Origin of the sequence: Mycobacterium sp. Marseille-P9652 (assembly GCF_902652685.1) — a bacterium.
Lineage (GTDB): Bacteria > Actinomycetota > Actinomycetes > Mycobacteriales > Mycobacteriaceae > Mycobacterium.
The window spans coordinates 1-16,381 of the sequence record NZ_CACRUY010000008.1; the positions used below are offsets into that span (position 1 = coordinate 1).

15 protein-coding genes and 1 pseudogene are annotated in these 16,381 nt (G+C 68.8%); 10 read left to right on the plus strand and 6 right to left on the minus strand.

Features of this window, described 5'->3' with window-relative positions:
• The 4 genes from GPY60_RS26980 to GPY60_RS06735 form a co-directional block, all read left to right on the plus strand.
• On the plus strand, positions 1-605 hold a 605-nt coding region (locus GPY60_RS26980), incomplete at its 5' end, for a multicopper oxidase domain-containing protein (protein ID WP_231639411.1).
• 21 nt (positions 606-626) lie between these two features.
• Positions 627-2,441, plus strand: coding sequence for a serine/threonine-protein kinase (locus GPY60_RS06725; protein ID WP_156686869.1), 1,815 nt, complete (start codon positions 627-629; stop codon positions 2,439-2,441).
• Between the two features lie 55 nt (positions 2,442-2,496).
• Positions 2,497-4,365: a serine/threonine-protein kinase gene (locus GPY60_RS27510; protein WP_197283568.1), complete on the plus strand. Its 1,869-nt coding sequence runs from the start codon at positions 2,497-2,499 to the stop codon at positions 4,363-4,365.
• Between the two features lie 195 nt (positions 4,366-4,560).
• Positions 4,561-5,244 (plus strand): DUF4190 domain-containing protein, encoded by a 684-nt coding sequence (locus GPY60_RS06735; RefSeq protein ID WP_231639413.1) that lies wholly within the window; start codon positions 4,561-4,563, stop codon positions 5,242-5,244.
• Here the strand turns inward: GPY60_RS06735 and GPY60_RS06740 are convergent.
• Positions 5,234-6,373, minus strand: coding sequence for an FAD-dependent oxidoreductase (locus GPY60_RS06740; RefSeq protein ID WP_156686870.1), 1,140 nt, complete (start codon positions 6,371-6,373; stop codon positions 5,234-5,236). The genes GPY60_RS06735 and GPY60_RS06740 overlap by 11 nt on opposite strands.
• A gap of 116 nt (positions 6,374-6,489) precedes the next feature.
• On the opposite strand from GPY60_RS06740, the gene GPY60_RS06745 reads away from it, so the two are divergent.
• The 4 genes from GPY60_RS06745 to GPY60_RS06760 all read left to right on the plus strand — a co-directional run bounded on the left by GPY60_RS06745 (position 6,490) and on the right by GPY60_RS06760 (position 9,600).
• On the plus strand, positions 6,490-7,329 hold the full coding sequence (locus tag GPY60_RS06745) for a hypothetical protein (protein ID WP_156686871.1): 840 nt from the start codon (positions 6,490-6,492) through the stop codon (positions 7,327-7,329).
• Positions 7,326-8,216, plus strand: a complete 891-nt coding sequence (locus GPY60_RS06750; protein WP_156686872.1) for an alpha/beta hydrolase fold domain-containing protein — start codon at positions 7,326-7,328, stop codon at positions 8,214-8,216. The genes GPY60_RS06745 and GPY60_RS06750 overlap by 4 nt, the downstream gene beginning before the upstream one ends.
• A gap of 131 nt (positions 8,217-8,347) precedes the next feature.
• Entirely contained in the window at positions 8,348-8,752 is a 405-nt protein-coding gene (locus GPY60_RS06755) for an NINE protein (protein WP_156686984.1), read from the plus strand.
• Between the two features lie 170 nt (positions 8,753-8,922).
• Positions 8,923-9,600 carry a PadR family transcriptional regulator gene (locus GPY60_RS06760; RefSeq protein WP_156686873.1) on the plus strand — a complete coding sequence of 226 codons (678 nt, stop codon included), beginning with the start codon at positions 8,923-8,925 and terminating at the stop codon, positions 9,598-9,600.
• On the opposite strand, the gene GPY60_RS06765 is transcribed toward GPY60_RS06760, so the two are convergent.
• Positions 9,597-11,303, minus strand: a complete 1,707-nt coding sequence (locus GPY60_RS06765; protein WP_156686874.1) for a 3-ketosteroid-delta-1-dehydrogenase — start codon at positions 11,301-11,303, stop codon at positions 9,597-9,599. The genes GPY60_RS06760 and GPY60_RS06765 overlap by 4 nt on opposite strands.
• 102 nt (positions 11,304-11,405) lie before the next feature.
• Between GPY60_RS06765 and GPY60_RS06770 the strand changes: the two genes are divergently transcribed.
• Both GPY60_RS06770 and GPY60_RS06775 read left to right on the plus strand, forming a co-directional pair.
• Positions 11,406-12,542, plus strand: a complete 1,137-nt coding sequence (locus tag GPY60_RS06770) for a Rieske 2Fe-2S domain-containing protein (protein WP_156686875.1) — start codon at positions 11,406-11,408, stop codon at positions 12,540-12,542.
• Positions 12,542-12,835: a ferredoxin gene (locus GPY60_RS06775; protein ID WP_156686876.1), complete on the plus strand. Its 294-nt coding sequence runs from the start codon at positions 12,542-12,544 to the stop codon at positions 12,833-12,835. The genes GPY60_RS06770 and GPY60_RS06775 overlap by 1 nt, the downstream gene beginning before the upstream one ends.
• Positions 12,836-12,890: 55 nt before the next feature.
• Here the strand turns inward: GPY60_RS06775 and GPY60_RS06780 are convergent, their stop codons facing one another.
• The 4 genes and pseudogenes from GPY60_RS06780 to GPY60_RS06795 all read right to left on the minus strand — a co-directional run bounded on the left by GPY60_RS06780 (position 12,891) and on the right by GPY60_RS06795 (position 16,355).
• The gene (locus GPY60_RS06780) at positions 12,891-13,967 is read right to left on the minus strand and encodes a hypothetical protein (protein ID WP_156686877.1); all 1,077 of its coding nucleotides are present in this window, start codon (positions 13,965-13,967) and stop codon (positions 12,891-12,893) included.
• Between the two features lie 69 nt (positions 13,968-14,036).
• Positions 14,037-14,997: pseudogene (locus GPY60_RS06785) on the minus strand (alpha/beta hydrolase); the annotation flags it as partial.
• 1 nt (position 14,998) lies between these two features.
• Positions 14,999-15,871, minus strand: coding sequence for an SDR family NAD(P)-dependent oxidoreductase (locus tag GPY60_RS06790; protein WP_156686879.1), 873 nt, complete (start codon positions 15,869-15,871; stop codon positions 14,999-15,001).
• 4 nt (positions 15,872-15,875) lie between these two features.
• A complete protein-coding gene (locus GPY60_RS06795; protein ID WP_156686880.1) occupies positions 15,876-16,355 on the minus strand; it encodes a nuclear transport factor 2 family protein in 480 nt (159 codons plus the stop codon).
• Between the last annotated feature and the right edge of the window lie 26 nt (positions 16,356-16,381).

The window sequence follows — 16,381 nt, forward strand, 5'->3', positions numbered from 1 at the left end:
ACTCCAGCAAGGTGATCAAGGACATCCTGCACGCGGCGGGCGCCCAGGACGTGCTGCCGATCCAGCGGTTCGCCCACCTGCCCGGCGGGGCGCCGGTCGGCCACCCCCCCGGCGATCCCGCGGGCGTCGCCCGCCCCCCCGGGCGGTGGGTGCCCACACAGGTTTCCACTGCCGGCCCCCTGCGGCCCTCGCAGCGCTTCCCCACCCCCGCGCCGCCGCCGGCGCCCGAGCGCACCATCGAGATGCTGATCGAAAAGCGCAACGCCGCCGACAACGGCTTCAACCTCTGGACCATCAACGGCACGCCGTTTTCGATGAACGCCAACCAGCCCGTCGTGGACCTGCAGCGCGACAAGCGTTATCGGCTGCGTTTCCGCAACGCCAGCGACGACCTGCACCCCATGCACCTGCACCGGCACACGTTCGAGATCACCCGGTTCGCCGGCACCCCGACATCCGGCGTGCGCAAGGACGTCGCGATGCTGGGCGGTTACCAGACCATGGAGGTCGACTTCGTCGCCGACCAACCCGGCCTGTCGCTGCTGCACTGCCACCAGCAGATCCACATGGACTACGGGCTCATGTTGCTGGTCAACAGCCGCTGACCGTCCATCTACCATGTGCCCATGCCGCTCGAGGCCGGTCACGTGTTCGCCGGTTACACCATCGTGCGGGCGCTCGGCTCGGGGGGAATGGGCCAGGTGTTTCTGGCGACGCATCCGCGCCTGCCGCGCCAAGATGCCCTCAAGGTGCTGCCGGCCGACGTGACGGCCGACCCCCGCTATCGCGAGCGGTTCGAGCGCGAGGCCGAGTTGGCCGCCGAGCTCTCGCATCCCCACATCGTCGGCGTCCACGACCGCGGCGAATGCGAAGGCCGGTTCTGGATCTCGATGGATTACGTCGCGGGGACCGACGTCGCCCGCCTGCTGCGCGACCGATACCCGCACGGCATGCCGGTCGAGGACGCGATGGCGATCATCGCGGCGGTCGCGTCGGCGCTCGATCACGCCCATCGCCGTGGGTTGCTGCACCGCGACGTCAAGCCGGCCAACATCCTGCTCGCCGAACCCGACGGGCAGGCGCCGCGGGTTTTCCTGGCGGACTTCGGGATCGCGCGGCGCATCGACGACACCGCGGAGATCACCGCCACGAGTATGGCGGTGGGCACCGTCGCCTACGCCGCGCCCGAGCAGCTGATGGCCGGTGCTGTCGACGGGCGCGCCGACCAATACGCGTTGGCCTGCACGGCCTTTCACCTCCTGGCCGGCGTCCCGCCCTACGGCGGCCCGAATCTCGCGGTGGTGATCGGCCAACACGTCAGCGCCACCCCGCCTTCCATCGCGGCGCACCGCCCCGAGTTGGCGGCCTTGGATCCCGTCTTCGCGACCGCGCTGGCCAAGGATCCGTCCGACCGGTTCGGCAGCTGCGGCGAATTCGCGGCCGAACTGCGCAGCCACCTCACCGCGGCCGGCGGCCCGCGCTCGTCGCGCCCGGAGCCGCTGCCGGCCCCGGCCCGACGGAGGACGCGGCGGGCCGTGCTGCTCGGCGCGATCGGCGCCACCGCGGCGCTCGCCGTCGCGGGCGTCATCGCGGTTGTCGAACGGACCGGCCGCCCCCACGAGACGGTGGCGGTAGGGCCGCTCACGGGCACCTACCGCACCGATTTCGGCCCGACGATCGCGGTCGACGACGTCCCGGATGCCGGGGCGCCCCCGGCGCAGACGAGCACCTACGGCCTTCGGTCGGTGTGCCGGGCCAGCGGTTGCGTGGCGACGGCGGCGCGCCTGGGCGGCGAGCCGGTCGCGGCGCCGGCGATGGTGTTCGACCAGGTTGGGGGGAGCTGGCTCGCCGTGGCCGTCGCCCCCGACAAGTGCCGCGACACAGACGCCGAGTTCTGGCAGGTGTTCCGGCTGCAACCGCGGCCCGACGGCACCCTGGCCGGCGAATACACCGAGAGTTCCGCGAACGTGTGCGCCGACAAGCGATCCGTGACCTTCACCCGCACGGGTGACGTCGACGCCGGACGGGTTCCCGACCCGGCGACCCAACCGCCGCGGCTGACGTCGTCGGCCCAGGGACTGCACGGCCACTACCGGGTCAGCCGGGCGCTCGCCGACGGCCAGCCGGAACAGCAACTGAGCGCGGCCGTCACCACCGACTGCCTGCGCACCGGCGACCGCTGCATGAGCTACTTTCACGAACCGTCCGGGGACATACCGCTGGTGTTCGGGGGCGGAAGCTGGACCGCCGACATCGACGTCGACATCAGGTGCGTCGGACACGCCGAACCCGTCCGGCTGAAGATGACCGGGCGCTACCCGCTGCCGCAGCCCGCCGGCGATCCCATCCCGCGGCTCACCGGGCACGGGCATCAGCAGCAGGCCGCGCCGTGCCCTCTCGACTCCGATTTCGACGAGACCATCACGCGCACGGGCGATTAGCGCCCGCCTGCGAAAGTGCGGGTACATCCGGTGCCCAGGATCTACCATCGTGGCCATGTCGCTCGACGCCGGTGAGGTCTTCGCGGGATACACCATCCTGCGAAGGCTGGGGGCGGGCGGAATGGGAGAGGTGTATCTCGCATCCCACCCGCGGCTTCCCCGCGAGGACGCGCTCAAAGTCCTGCCGGAGAACCTCACCGCCGACGCGGAGTTCCGGGCGCGATTCCTGCGCGAGGCGGAGCTCGCGGCCGGGCTGACCCACCCGCACATCGTCGGCATCCACGACCGCGGGGAATGCGATGGCCGCCTGTGGATCTCGATGGACTACGTGGCCGGCGCCGACGCGGGACGGCTGCTCAGCGACCACCCGCGGGGGATGCCTGTCGATGAGGTGGCGGCGATCGTCACCGCCGTCGCCGAAGCGTTGGACTATGCCCACCACCGGGGCCTGCTGCACCGCGACGTCAAGCCCGCCAACATCCTCCTCGGCCGGCCCGATGACCTGGAACGGCGAATCTTCCTCAGCGACTTCGGGTTTGCGCGGCACATCGACGATGCCACCGCGTTGACCGCGACCAACATGACGGTCGGCACGGTGGCCTACGTGGCGCCGGAACAGTTGCGCGGCGACCCGGTCGACGGGCGTGCCGATCAATACGGGTTGGCGTGCACCGCCTTCACCCTGTTGACCGGCACGCCCCCGTACGACGACCCCAATCCCGCCGTGGTGATCAGTCAGCACGTCAGCGCCCCCGTGCCCTCGATCGGCGCCCGCCGCCCCGAACTGGCCGGGCTCGACCCCGTGTTCGCCGCCGCGATGGCCAAGGAGCCGGCCGACCGATTCACGAGCTGCGGGGAGTTCGCCGACCACTTGGCCCGGATCCTGGGCCCCGGTTCCGACGTCGCGGATACGGACACCACCGCGGCGCTCGCCGCAACCCGCCCGGGCCGCCGCCGTGTCCTGGTTGGCGCCCTGGCCGGCGTCGGCTTGTTGGTGGTCGCCGGCGGCGTCTTCGCCGGTATCACGCTGAGCGGGCACCCACATCCGGAGACCACCGCAAAGCACACCACCGCCCCCGGGCCCAGCGGCGTGGCCCCCGCGCCCAACACCGGGCCCCTCACCGGGATCTACCGCATCGACTTCGGGCCGGGCACCACGCTCGACGACGTCCCGGGCAAGGGGGTGCCGCCGGTCACGGACACCTACGCGATCCGGTCGGTATGCCGGCCCACCGGCTGCGTGGCCACCGCATCACGCCTCTCCGGTGAACTGAAGCTCGCGCCGAACCCCGTGTTCGACCAGGTCGACGGACGATGGGTGGCCGTCACCATCGGCTCGGACAAATGCCGGGACGCCCCCGCGGAAGTCTGGCAGGTGTTGACCCTGCAGCCGCGGCCCGACGGCGGACTAGCCGGCGAGTACCGCGGGGCGTCCGCGAACGCCTGCAACGAAAAGCGAATGGTGACCGTCACCCGCACCGGCGACGTCGACGTCAACACACTGCCCGACCCGGCCGGCCTCCCGCCTCGGGCGGGATCGCCCGCGGAGGCGCTGCACGGCCGCTACCACCTCACCCGGAAATTCGAGCAGGGGATTCCGCCGCAGCAGGGGGACCAGGCCGTCACGACCGACTGTCTGCGCACCGGCGAGCGGTGCATGAGTTACTTCCACTCGAAAGTCATTGACACCCCGCTGATCTTCGCCGCCGGCGGGTGGACGCTGCACGTGGAGCACGACGACAACGACCCCGGATGCGGCGGACTGGTCTACGCGAAGGCGACCGGAAACTACGCCCTGCCCCAACCCCCGCAGGACCCCATCACCTCGCTCACCGGCCACGACCACCTGGACGAATCGTCGGGCAAGCCGACCTGCATGTGGAGTGTGAACTTCGTCGAAACCTACACGCGCATGGGCGATTAGCTGCCGCCGCTGGGATAGCACGAATCCTTCGCCCGTCAATTCGTTTGCACGTCCGGGTGATTCGCGCAAATCCCGGTGCGTTGCGCCGTTGCCGGGTCCGTGAAGATCCTGCAATCCACCGGTGACTCATTCCCGTTGCCGACCGGTGATGCGAATTCAGGCGACGTGCAACAACCGCGGGCCTTAGAGTGAGGCATGTCGTATCCTTCGGGCCCGGGTATGCCGCCCCCGCAACCACCGCAACCTCCCCAGGGCGGATACCCGCCCGCTCCGTACCAACCCCCCTATCCACCGCCCGGCTACACCCAGCCGCCACAGAACCAGACCACCAGCGGGTTCGCCATCGCGTCACTGGTCCTCGGGATCCTCGGCGGCGTCCTGCTCAGCGTCATCTTCGGCATCATCGCCCTCGGCAGGACCAAGCCCGGGGGCCAGCGCGGCCGCGGAATGGCGATTGCTGGACTCGTGCTCTCGGGCGTCTGGGTGGCCGTCATCGCTGTCGCCGTCGTGTTCGCCGCGCTGTCGCCGAACCACACGGTGAGCGTGCAGAACATCAAGGCCGGCGACTGCTTCGCCGACACCCCCAGCGGCGACCGGGTCGCCTGGGTCAACACCACCAGTTGCGACCGCCAGCACTCGGCCGAGGTGGTCGCCGTGTTGACGATGCCCGACGGGTCCTTCCCGCCCGACTCGGTCTTCGACGACTACCGGCAGCGGTGCCGGGACGCGCTGTCGTCCTACTCGTCCACGGCGATGCAGGACCCCAACGTCGACCTGGCCGTCATGCCGCCGTCGCGGGATTCCTGGAAGCACGGCGACCGGGACATGGTGTGCATCGCCACGTTCAACGAGAAGAGAACCGGGTCGATCAAGGGCTGAGGACGTCACCGAGCGGGTTGTTCGCCCGCACCCCGCCGTACATGCCGCGCCGGACGATCAACGGCATCACCACCCGGTCCACCGCCCACGACGGAAACCGGAACGCGTGACCGGTGGGCAAGAACACCTCCAGCCCATCGGGCTGAGAGCCCAGCACCGACCCCCACCGTCGGGTCGGCGCCCGGTAGCGACGCAGCGGCCGACCGGCAAACTCCGCCAACACATTTCGGGCGACGAGCGCATCCCCGCGATTACGAGCGGAGCTGCGCAGGGGATCGGTGGCCGCGATATCCCCGACGGCGAAGACGCCGCGGTGCCCGGGCACCCGCAGCTCCGGCGTGACGCGGACGAAGCCGCGCTCGTCGAGCAGTTCGGGCGGCAGCCACCCGGTGTTGGGACGCACGCGGCCGATCGCCCACAGCACGGCGTCCGCACGCGCCGGGGGTTGTCCGGTGGACCAGGAGACCGGTTCGCCGGTGACCTCGTCACCCAGGAAGCCTTCCGGCGCGACGGCCCGGTGGCCGGGATGGACGCCGACGCCCAGGCGCTCGAGCCGCCCGTGGACACGGTTCCAGATCCGGGCGTGATACTCGCCCAGCGCACGGTCGCCCGGGAAGTACAGGTCGATCCGCTTGTCCGGCCAGGTGGTCGCCATGTTCACGGCGCTGCTGACCGCGGCCGCCCCGCCGCCCACCACAATCACCGACCGGGCGCTGGCCAACCGGTCGTGCGCCGCGCGCAGCTCGGCCTCCACCTCGGCCGCCGACTGCAGCGTCGGCCTGCGCCAGAACCCGTTGCTGACCCCGGTCGAGATCACCAGTGCGTCATACCCCTCGGCGAACGGTGCCCCGTCGTCGCGCCGCCCGCACACGGTTCGGGCCGCCAGGTCCACGTCCGTCAGCGTGCCCTGCACGGTCCGAACCCCGTCCAGCCGTCGGAACCGGTCGAAGGGGATCCAGTAGTCGCGGGCCCAGTCGTGCGGGCGCGAAAGGCGAATGCCGAGCTCCTGGCCGCTCACCAGCCCCGGCTTGGCGGAGATGCCGACGACGTCGGCGTGGCCCGAGAGACGGATCGCGGTCAAGACGCCGACGTCCCCCAATCCGGCGATGACGACTCGTTTGCGGTTCATGGCTCCGTCCCTGGCTGCTGCCTTCGCCCAACACGCGGTGGAGTTGCGCAAAGGTGGCGAGATGCCTTGCTGGCACAGGTATCGTGCCACGAGAAATGGTTCAGATTCACACGCCGATGAACCCTCGTGTGCACGCCGCGTTGCGCGCGGCCGTTCGGGCGTCGTCGCCCCGCCCCGCCGCGGCCAAGCGGGCCGCCCGGGACTTTCGGCAGCCGTTGTGGTCGGCGGTCGGCGCGGAGATCCGCTGGGCGTTCACCCCGCCGCGCACCTGGTTGATGGGGGTGGTGGCCAACGTGGTCTTCGCGGCGGCGTGGTTGCTCGTGCAGCCGCTGCGTCCACTCGGCCCCCATCACAACGACTGGGTTGTCCTGGTGGGGACGTACTTCTCTTCGTGGGTGCTCGCGGACGTCACCACCACCAACGTCCTGGGCGCCGACCACTACCGGGTTCGGCAAGCGCTGGCCGACGGCGTGCCGTTCTGGCGGATACTCGTGGTCAAGAACCTGGCCCTGCTCGCGATCGTGGGGCTGCCGACGCTCGCCGCGGCGATGGTGCTGACGCTGTACCTGGAAACACCCGCGCGCCTGGGCATCACGGTCCCGACGGTCGCGGTGCCGATCGTCTCCTGGCTGGGCGTGGGCAACCTCGTCTCCGCGCTGCATCCGGTGAGTGCCGAGCCGCTGATCCGGCGCTGGCGGCAGCGCAACGATCGTCGCCGCACGGCGGGGTGGCTGGCGGCCCTGACGCTGCCCTACGCGCTCTACTACGTCGCCGACCCCATGAACGGGGTGGAGCATCGCGTGCTCTGGACGCAGGTGCCCAAGATGATCTGGCCGGTGTTCGGGCGCGACACCAAGAGTTTCGTGCATCTTGCGATCGCCGCCGCGGTGTGGCTGGGCGGAACCGTCGCGGCGGTGGTGTGGGTCCACCGGCGTGGCCGATTGCAATTCGGATGAGGCAGAGCTGGGGGAGTCGCGCCCTGCCGGTGATTCTTCGCCTCACGCGGGGGCGCACGTACCGCAGCGCCCAGAGCGCCCGCGACCATGTCGAGCAGCGGGCGTTGCACCCCCAGCCCTTCGGACCGCCGCCGCGATTGCGGCGTGACGTCACCGTGAGCATGGAACGCCGTTCGGGCTGGCCGGTGTACGTGCTGTCGGCCGAGGGCGCCCAGGCGGCGCACCGCACGGTCGTCTACCTGCACGGCGGCGCCTGGGTCAACGAGATCGCCGTGCCGCACTGGCGGCTGGCCGCTCAGCTCGCGGCCGAGTCGCGGACGCGGGTGGTCGTCCCGATCTATCCGCTGGTGCCGTTCGCCACGGCGGCCGACGTGGTCCCGGCGGTCGCGGACCTGGTGGCCCAGCAGGCGTCGACCGATCACGACGTCTGCCTCGCCGGGGATTCCGCCGGAGGGCAGATCGCGCTGTCCGCGGCGCTGTTGCTGCGCGACGAACACCGCCTGATCCTGCCGCGTACCGTGCTGATCTCGCCGGTGCTCGACGTCTCGCTCAACAATCCCGCGATCGGCGCCGTGCGGGACCCGTGGCTGACGCGGGACGCGCTCTGGGAGTTCGCCCAGCGCTGGTGTGGTGACCTGCCGATGACCAACCCGCTGGTGAGCCCCCTACGCGCCGATCTGGCCGGGCTCGGACCCCTCATCGTCTTCAGCGGCACCCGCGACATCCTCAACCCCGACGCCCGGCTGCTCGCCGAGAAGGCCGCGGCCGCGAATGTCGCCGTCGATTTCCACGAAGCGCCCGGCCTGGTGCACGTCTATCCCCTCACGCCGACGAAGGAAGGCCGCGCGGCGCGCGCCGCCATCGTCGAAGCGCTGGGGGACCGATGATTTCGGATGTGCACGCCGCCGGACGCGACAATGGCGGTTCGGCGGTGTCATGATTATCCGCATCACCTGGGCTGCGGCGCAGCACATTTCGGCTCGGCGAAACCACCCACCTTCAACAGAGAGGGAGAAAGATGACAAATCCAGCTCCGGCGGCCGGTTGGTACCCGGATCCCAACGGCGGTCCCGGGCAGAGGTATTGGGATGGCACCCAGTGGCAGGCTGAGGGTCCGGGCTTTTCCGGGGCGCCGCAGCAGGCGCCGTACCCCATAACGCCTTACGGCGGCGCGCAGTACGGCGTCGACGCCTACGGCAACCCCTTGTCGGACAAGAGCAAACTGGTGGCGGGGCTGCTGCAGATCTTCCTGTCCACCTTCGCCGTCGGGCGGTTCTACCTCGGCTACACGAACATCGCCATCGCCCAGCTCGCGGTGTCCGTCCTCACCTGCGGGATCGGGTCCGTCTGGCCCTTGGTGGACGGGATCATGATCCTCGCCGGCAAGGTGCCCGATTCCGAGGGGCGCACGCTGCGCGAGTGACGCAACGGCCCGTATCCGGAGGCGGTGCCGTCGACTGAGCCCGCCGCAGGGGTGCGACGGGGCCATCCGCCGGCCTTCGCCGTCGGCGATGGCCGCGCGTCCACAAAATGCCGTCCCGCCCCGTGGTCTACAACGCACGACACGCCTTCCTCTGTTGCTAACCTGGCGAAATGGGCGAGTCGAGCGAAAACCCGACGAAGGCGCCGTTGGCGGCCACCAGTTGGGCGCTGCTGGGCATGATGTCCTACGAAGAAGAGGTTTCCGGCTACGACCTGAAGAAGTGGATCGACTGGAGTGTCGACCTCTACTACTGGAGCCCGTCGTACAGCCAGATCTACACCGAGCTGAAAAAGCTTGAGGGCCTGGGACTGGTCACCTCACGCGTCGAGCATGATGAGGGCGCCCGCAGCCGCAGGCTGTACAAGATCACGCCCGCCGGAATGGCCGCCGTGACCGAATGGACCAATGACGCGCCCGTTGACCCGCCGGTGCTCAAACACAGTGTGCTGCTACGGGTTACGTTCGGACACCTCAGCAACCCGGGCCGGCTCAAGGAGTTGCTCCAGGAGCACGTGGCTTACGCCGAAGCGAGGCATCGCAAAGCGGTCGAGGACGCGGACGGTGCCGAGGCTCAACCCGCCTGGGCGTACTCGGTGATCGCGCTTCGTTGGGCGGCCAAGTACTACGCCGCGGAGCGCGAGTTCGCGCTCGAACTCATGAAGGACATCGACGAGGCCGACGCCATCTTGAAGAAGGCGGCCAAAGGGGCAGCCGGGCAACCGCGCCCCATGCCCGGGTATTGGCGCGAAGTGGAGAAGCAGGTCGACGCCAAACGAAAAGGGGACTAGCCGGCGGCGTCCTGAGCCGCGATGTAGCCGTAGACCAATCCCTGTGCGATCGTCGCGCCCGCACCGGGATACGTCGTCCCGAACGCGTTCGCCGCGGTATTGCCGACCGCATACAGCCCTGCGATCACATCACCGTCCTCGCGCAGTACGCGCCCGCGCTCGTCGGCCTTCAGCCCGCCGCAGGTGCCGAGGTCGCTGAGCACCATTTTCACGGCGTAGAAGGGGCCGTTGACCAAGGGACGCAGGTTGGGATTCGGCTTGACGGTCGGGTCCCCGTAGTATCGGTCGTAGGCGCTGCGGCCCCGTCCAAAGTCGGGATCCACGCCGGCAGAAGCGTTTTCGTTGAAGCGCGTCATGGTTCCGCAGAAGTCCGGCACCGGAATTCCCATCCGGTCACCGAGTTCGCCGAAGTCGTCCGCCCGCACCGCAATGCCGGCGTCGTACCAGGCCTGCGGTACGCGCATGCGCGGGAACAGTTCTGCGCCAAAGACGTAGCTATTGCGGTACCGCTGGTCGAATACGATCCACATCGCTTCCACGGGGTCACCCGACCGCTCCAGCTCGAGCAGTCGCTGACCGAACGACATGTAATCACCGGCTTCGTTGGCGAATCGGTGGCCGTGCTGATCGACGATCACGCAGCCCGGCAGCGATCGCTCGGCCAGCATCACCGCCGGCGCCTTGCCCGGCAACGGCGCGATGGCGGGGAACCACCATGCCTGGTCCATCAAGGCGATACCGGCACCGAGTTCCTGCCCCGCACGGATTCCGTCACCGGTGTTGGTCGTGGCGCCGAGGCTGAGGTTGTCGCCCAGCGACTCGGTTTGGAACTTCCGCCGCATGCTCATGCTGTGGTCGAATCCCCCCGTCGCCAGGACAACCCCCCGGCGAGCCGTGACCGTCACTTCGCGTCCGTCGTGGTCGAGGACCGCGCCGGTCACCCGCCCACCGTCGGCTGGACTACTCAACAGGTGCAGAAGGGTCGTTTCGGTCCACACCGGGATCCCCGCGCGCAGCACCCCGGCGAACAAGCCGGCCATCAGGCCCTGGCCGCCCGCCGCGTAGCGCCGACCGATCAGCCTCCCGCCCAGCCCCTGCGCAAGCCGTTTGCCAAACGTCGGAATGCCCTTGCGTGGCACTCGCGCAACCAGATTCATCCACCGGTAGTCGGCGCCCGTCGTCGGGATGGAGACGCCGGCCTCCAGCACGCCAGGTCGTAGCCGGGTGCGGTACGGGCCGAGCACCGACGTGTCGAACGGGTGGCACTCGCAGGTGCGGCCCGCCGCGCTGCCGCCCGGCTCCTCCGGGTGGTAGTCCGAATAGTCGCGGGCCCAGAACAGCCTCAGGGGAGTCATTCGGCGCAGCATGTCGACCATCGCGGGGACGTGCTCGACGAAACCCGCCGATCGCTCCGGGGGCGCGGAGCCCGCGACCACCGAGTCCAGATAGGTGGCGGCGCGCTCGGCGGTGTCCCCGGCGCCGGCCTCGCGCAGCACGGGGCTTGCCGGCAGCCACAGGGCGCCGCCGGAGCGCGCGGTCGACCCGCCCACGTAGGGCGACTTCTCCACCACGAGCACCGACAGTCCGCGTTCGTACGCGGCCAGCGCCGCTGCGAGGCCGGTCCCGGAGCCGACGACCAGCAGATCGACGGTGGTGTCGGCCACGTGAAGCCCGGCCGGAATCGTCGCGCTCTGGGGGGTCACGCCCAGAACGGTATGCCGGGCGCGCCGGGCAACGGAAGAGCCGTCCTGATCAGTGGAACAAGGCGCTCCCGCAGGCCGTGCTCGCGGAGTTTAATCATCCTCATGACGTCGCAGTCCGAGGTCGACGAAGTACGGCAGATCGAAGCGCAGGCGGCGCCGGCGCGGTTCGCCCGCGGCTGGCACTGCCTGGGCCTGATCCGGGAGTTCGGGGACGGCAAGCCGCACACGGTCAACGCCTTCGGGCAGAAGCTCGTCGTCTTCCGCGGGGCGGACGGCCGCATCAACGTGCTCGACGGCTACTGCCGACACATGGGCGGTGACCTTTCGCGCGGCGAGGTCAAAGGCAACGAGATCGCCTGCCCGTTCCACGACTGGCGCTGGGGCGGCGACGGTCGCTGCAAGCAGGTTCCGTACAGCAGGCGCACACCCAAGTTGGCCCGCACGGCGGCCTGGCCCACCCTGGAGCAAGACGGCATGCTGTTCGTGTGGAATGACCCCGAGCGCAAACCCCCGCCGCCCGAGGTCACCATTCCGCGAATCGACGGCGCCACCAGCGACGAGTGGACCGATTGGCATTGGTACACCACCGTCGTGAACAGCAACTGCCGCGAGATCATCGACAACGTCGTGGACATGGCGCACTTCTTCTACATCCACGGGTCCCTGCCCACGTATTTCAAGAACATCTTCGAAGGGCACGTGGCGACGCAGTACATGAACGGCGGCAGCCGCCCCGACATCGGTAGCCCCGAGGGAACCACGATGCTCGGCACGACGTCGGTGGCCTCCTACTACGGTCCGTCCTTCATGATCGACGACCTGACCTACCACTACACAAACGGCGACGCCAAGACGATCCTGATCAACTGCCACTATCCGATCGACGCGAATTCCTTTGTGCTGCAATACGGCATCATCGTCAAGAAGTCGGACTCGCTGCCCGGCGACGAGGCCCTGAAGACCGCGATCGGTCTCGGTGACTTCGTCAAGATCGGGTTCGAGCAGGACGTGGAGATCTGGCGGCACAAGGCGCGCATCGACAACCCGCTCCTCGTCGAGGAGGACGGACCGGTCTACCAACTGCGCCGCTGGTACCAGCAGTTCTACGTCGACGCCGCCGACGTGCAACCCGACATGGTGGACCGTTTCGAATTCGAGCTCGACACCACCCGGCCGTACGAGGCGTGGATGAAAGAGGTCGAGGAGAACATGGCCGCACAGGCCGCGGGCTCTGTCTGATGTCGCTGGATTCTTCTGTGGCAGGAGATAATCGGCTCGATGACATGCCGATGCGACCGGTGGCATGCCGCAGGTGCGGGGCGCGAGTGCTCGCGCGCAAGAGCAGCTGGAATCAGACCAGCGTGCAATGGAATGCCGACGCGACGGCCAAGTGTGCCGAGCGCGCGGAAGCGGGAAAGATTTCGACCCCCGGCGGTCGGGGGGTGTTTCTGATGTGCTCGGCCCTGGGTGAGTCGGTGATCGAAGCGGTACGACGCGGCGACTTGCCCATCGTCGACGAGGCCGACCGCTGACCCGTCCGACGTCGAAATGTTCTGGCGCGAGCCTCCGGCGGCGCCGCGGCACCTGTCACGCCAGCTGGAATGCGCTGATCGGTGCCTCCTCGGGGTAGACGGTGGGTCCACCCAAGTCGAAGGCGGCGTTGAGCGCGTTGATGAATGCCGAGTCGTGCAACGGTTCGCTCGGGATGTCGAGCTTGATGCCCCTCGCGTTGATGTCGTCGACCATGATCTCGATGGCTTTCTCGATCGTCAGGTCGTCGGATCCCTCCATGTTCTTCTTCAGCTCGTCGTAGTCGGTGAACACCTCGGCCGACCAGTGCACCAGGAATCGCAGTTGGTCGGTGTGATGGCGCGCGATCACCTCGTCGCCGTTCTTGAGCAACCATTGGTCGCGATCGGCGGGATCGCCGGTGAAGACGGTGTCGAAGGACAAGCCGGCCGGAATCTGTTGATCCAACGGCCCATTCGCCTCGCCCCGGTGCACCATCATCTCGTTCTGCACCACCACCCCGCGGTTGTTGATCGGGGGCAGCACGCGTTTGGGCGCCTTGAGCGGTCCGTCTGGCCAGTAGGTGAACCCGCTGCCGGCGTCGAGTGAGAACCAGGTGATCACCTGCGCCATCTTGATCAGGTAATCCTTGAACAGGCCCGACTTGCCCATCACGCTCGTGAGCCACGTCGGCGCGTTCTCGTGGCGCACCCCGCGAAAGCTCGGTGAATCCAGGTGTCCCGGATCGCGGTTGGCGCACGGCCCGTTGATGTTGAAGAGCATCATCTGGGGCTTGGCGTACTCCGCTTTCCAGTACTCCTTGGCCAGTTCGAGGAAGTGCGCGTTGTAAAAGCAGTCGTGCAGCTGCGGGTAGAGCAACGCGCCGTAGTTGGCGAGGTAGCCGCGGAACGTGGGCGTGAGGAACAGGTCCAGCGAGGGCGTGAAGCCCTCGGGAAAGAGGCCGCTCATTGTCGCGATCAGTTCGTCGGGTGACGCGAAGTGCTGCGCGATGATCAGCCGCCACGGCCCCTGGGTGCGCACCACGTCGAGCAGGCGCTCGCGTTGGTCGTCGGTGTAGACGTCGTCGATCTGCCGTGGGGGTGCGGCGGGCCGCAGCACGTTCGAAAGCTCCAACCGCCGTTCGTCGGTGAGCATCAGCTGTCTCCTTTTGCAGTTCGTGTCGTCCGATTGTGCGGGTGACGGTTGAGGAACCCAGGCCGGCGGTCCGGTGACCGGGACGTCAAAACGGGACCGGACTGACGAACTTCGCCCGCAGCAGCGCGCCGATCTCGGCAATTGCCAGCCGACCGCGGGCGGTGGCATCCGCACGCATCAGAAAGCCGTGGCACATCCCGGGATAGCGGGTCGCAATCGCATGAACACCGGCGTCGCGCAACCGCTCCGCATACCGCTCACCCCAGTCCCGGATCGGGTCACACTCCGCGGTGACGACGATCGCCGGCGGCAGACCGGAAAGGTCGGACGCGTAGGCCGGAACGAGGTACGGGTCGCGGGGTGGTCCCGCCTCGCCGTCCACAAGGCCGTGCAGGTACTCGATGTCGTCGCGGGCGAGCATCGGCGCATCGCCCAACTCGGCGATCGACGGCACCGACATGTCGCGGTCGAGGCCGGGATACAGCAGCACCTGCGCGAAGATCGCCGGCCCGCCCCGGTCGCGCGCGGCCAGCGCCACGCCCGCCGCCAGCGAGCCGCCCGCGCTGTCGCCGATCACCACGAGCCGTTCGGCATCGACGCCGATGTCTCGGGCGTGCCTCGACACCCACTCCGTGGCCGCGTAGGCGTCGTCGAACTGCGCCGGCGGCGGCGACTCCGGCGCCAACCGATACTCGATGGCCACGACGACGGCTGCCGACGCCGCGGCCAGCTCACGCGCCAACGGTTCGAACGAGCGATTCGACCCCATGACGAGCCCGCCGCCGTGGAAGAACACCAGCACCGGCCCTCCGGTCTCGGCGGTGGGACGGTAGAGCCGCGCCGGGATGTCACCCGCGGGACCGGGTATGGCGACCTGGCTGGCGGCGGCCATCTCGGGCATCGCCTCGGGGGGCGGCGCGGACTCCAGGGCGGAGCGCACGGACGCGAGCCCGCGCTGCCGCATCGGGGGGATGTCACCGAACGAAGCAATACGGGCGGCGGCATCCGGATCGAGCCTGGGTGTCGCCATGTCAGAGCCGGCCGGCACCGAACCGGCGTTCGCTGCGCAGCAGGGGAGGTCGTTGTGAGGCAAGCACTTCCGCGCGCTCGGCCATCGCCGCACCGATCGACTCGGGGTGCGTGAGCAGATAGAACCGGCCCTCGGCGGCTTGCTCGAACAGTGTTTCCGCGGCCGTCAACGGGTCCATCGCCATGGCTTTGATGTCGAGCATCGCCGAGCGATGTGACTCGGCGGCGGCGGCATCGGTGGCGTCGGCGGGGTCCACCCCGCCCGCGGATTCGAAGATCTTGGATACGACCGGTCCGGGCAGCACGGCCTGCACGTGCACGTGGTTGTCGTGACCCGCCAACCGGACCTCGGCGTACAGGCATTCGGTCATCGCGAGCACCGCGTGCTTGCTCACGATGTAGGGCGTCTGCAGCGGCATTGTCACCACACCGCCGACCGACGAAAGGTTCCACACCCACGCCCGCTCGTCGCGGGCGATCATCTCGGGCAGGAAGGCGCGCACGCCATAGAAGACGCCACTCACATTGACGTCGATGATGCGTTGCCAGTTGACGACCGGGGTGTCCCACAGGAAGCCGAACTGCTCGATGCCGGCGTTGTTGACCAGCAACCGCACCGGGCCGATGTCGTTGTAGGTGCGCGCGGCGAGCTGGTGGACGGCCTCGGGATCGCGTACGTCGCACACCATGTCCACCGCCGTGCCACCGGTGGCGGTGATTTCGTCACGTAGCGCACCGACAGCGGAAGCGTCGATGTCCGCCAGCACGACCGTCATGTCCAGCCGGCTGGCGTGCCGGGCGAGGCCCGCACCGATGCCCGAGCCGGCCCCGGTGATCACGGCGACCCCACCGGAGAAGAGTTCTTGCGCGCTCACAACGTCAGGAACCGGCGGCGCTGTCGGCGGTCAGCTCCGACAGCAGGACCGAGTTCGTCGCATCCAGGACGACGTCCATCTCGGTGAATTCCAGCCCATCCGCGCCGCGCCGGACGCCGACGTTGACGACCCCGCTGGACACCGCGAACGGCACGAAGTTGGCGATCTGGTTGACGAGGATGTAGAACCGCGCGCGGGTGACATCACCCTCGACGCCGGTGCGGTGGATGTTGGTGGCGTGGTGGCGCAGCGGGTACGGGCTCTGCTTGCGGTGCTCGGACAGCCAGTCCATGACCGCGTCGCGGCCGATGAGTTCGGGCGACATCAGTTCCTCGAAAGGGCTTGCGCCCGAATCGCTTCTGGTCACGTAGCGCACGTCGTCGGCGTATCTCACCGCCAGCTCGTCGTAATGCGCCTCGTCGTAGTGAAACCAGAACCCGCCGATGAACTCCTGCAGCTCGGGCAGGGAGATCTCGTTGCTCATGGCATCGAATGAAACCCCACCGTGGG